The sequence below is a fragment of the Streptomyces sp. NPDC015127 genome (assembly GCF_043080095.1).
GTDB lineage: Bacteria > Actinomycetota > Actinomycetes > Streptomycetales > Streptomycetaceae > Streptomyces.
Window position 1 is genome coordinate 1 of sequence record NZ_JBIBVE010000006.1, and the last position, 2142, is coordinate 2142.

At 74.0% G+C, this 2142-nt stretch carries 2 protein-coding genes; both read right to left on the reverse strand.

Annotation, left to right across the window (positions count from 1 at the left end; genetic code table 11):
• Positions 1–93: 93 nt before the first annotated feature.
• Positions 94–654: a signal peptidase II gene (gene lspA / locus ACF08N_RS13250; RefSeq protein ID WP_392324701.1), complete on the reverse strand. Its 561-nt coding sequence runs from the start codon at positions 652–654 to the stop codon at positions 94–96.
• 72 nt (positions 655–726) lie between these two features.
• On the reverse strand, positions 727–2142 hold a 1416-nt coding region (locus tag ACF08N_RS13255), incomplete at its 5' end, for a TraR/DksA family transcriptional regulator (protein ID WP_392324702.1).

Here is a 2142-nt window from a genome sequence, read left to right on the forward strand (position 1 = left end):
CGGCTCTACGACGAGACGAAAGCCTTCCCAAACCAGCCACTGGCAGATCATTCCGCCATCGCGGCTTGACGCTTATCCGCGTGGGATGTCTTGTCAGTCCTTGTGAACGGTCCCGTCGGGGTCCAGGCCCCTGAACGACAGCAGCACGATGAGCACACCGCCGCAGACGATCGCGGAGTCGGCGAGGTTGAACACGGCGAAGTGCGCGGGCGCGATGAAGTCGACGACCGCGCCCTCGAAGACGCCGGGCGAGCGGAAGATCCGGTCGGTGAGATTGCCGAGCGCACCCCCGAGCAGCAGCCCGAGCGCGATCGCCCAGGGCAGGCTGTACAGCTTGCGTGCCAGCCGGACGATCACGACGATCACGCTCGCCGCGATGAAGGTGAAGATGATGGTGAAGGCCTCGCCCATGCCGAAGGCGGCGCCGGGGTTGCGCACCGCCTCGAACCTCAGCAGATCACCGATGATCTCGATCGGCTCGTGGTGCTCCAGCTTCTCCACCACGATGATCTTGCTGACCAGGTCCAGCAGATAGGCCACGAGGGCCACTGCGAAGAGCGCGACGACCCTGCGCCTGCCCTGGGGCCGCTCGGCAGGTGCCGCCGCCTCGTCGTCAACATCCGGCGTACCGATGATGCGCTCCGCCTCTGCCACGTGAGTCCCTCAACCTAGGTGCCTGACTGAGGACGAGGGTACGGCACACGGCTGCGCCACACGGGTGCGGCGTCAGCCCCGCCGCTCCTGCTTCTGCTTGCACTCGACGCACAGGGTCGCGCGGGGGAACGCCTGCATACGGGCCTTGCCGATCGGGTTGCCACAGCTCTCGCAGAGACCGTAGGTCCCGGCGTCCAGCCGCTGCAGCGCCCGCTCGGTCTGCTCCAGCATCTCCCGGGCGTTCGCGGCGAGCGCCATCTCGTGCTCGCGGGTGATGTTCTTCGTGCCGGTGTCGGCCTCGTCGTCACCCGCTCCGTCACCGGAGTCCCGCATGAGCCCGACGAGCGCGGTCTCGGACGAGGTGATCTCGGCGGTGAGGCGGGCCGCCTCGCCCGCGAGCTCCGCCCTCGCCTCGGCGACCTCCTCAGGGGTCCAGGGGTCCTCGCCGGGCCGTACCGCCAGCTCTCCTGCCGGGGTCGCGGCCGCCGCACGGGCGGTGGGCACCGCCACCGCGCTTCCGGCTCCGCCCGACACCCTGCCCGCGGTCTTCTTCGCTGCCACCGTCCTGGCTCCTGTCTGCTGTGCGGCCTCGGCCGCGGATGCGGCCTTCTTCGTGGCCTTCCGGGCCGCCGACCTCTTGGCGGCGGCCTTCTTCCCCGACGCGTCCTCGGCGCCGGGTGCCGGAGTCTCCTCGCCGTCCGGTACGGCCTGCGCCCGCTCGGTCCTCGTCGAGGGCGCCCCACCACCCCCGGCGGTGGCCTCACCGGTCCCCGCCCGCACCCCCGCGGCCTTCCTGCCGGCGGCCTCGGACCGACGGCGCGAGGTCTTCGCCGCCGCCGGGGCGGCCGGCGGGGCCGCCTTGCCGGCGGGCGCTTCCGGAGCCGCCTCCTCGGCGCGGGCCTTCCTCGCGGCCCGGCCGGCCGAACCGGCCGCGGCCGTCTTCTTCGCGGACGCGCCACCGGCCCCGGCGGTTGCCTTGCCCGTCGTCTTCCGGGCCGCCTTCTTGGCGGGCGCCGCCGGCTCCTCCGCCTCCCCGCCGGCGATGGTCCTGGCCCGCTTGACCTTCCGGGCGGCCTTCTTCCCGACGTCCTCGCCGTCTGCGACGGCCTCAGGGCGCGCAGGCTCCGCGGCCGGGGCCGCCCGCGCACGCCGCGCCTTCCCCACAGAGCCAGCCGCCTCGACGACGGGCGCCGAAGCCTCTCCGCCGTCCGGGCCCGCGGACTTCTGAACCGCGCCACCCGCGCGCTTCGCCGCGGCCGCCCGCGCACGCCGCGCCTTCGCGGCGGAGCCGCCCGCCTCGGCGGCGGGCGCCGGTGCCTGCGTTGCGGACTTACGGCGCGCAGTCGCCGCCTTGTCGGCGGGCGCTTCCGGAGCCGCCTCCTCGGCGCGGGCCTTCCTCGCGGCCCGGCCGGCCGAACCGGCCGTGGCCGTCTTCTTCGCGGACGCGCCACCGGCCCCGGCGGTTGCCTTGCCCGTCGCCTTCCTGGC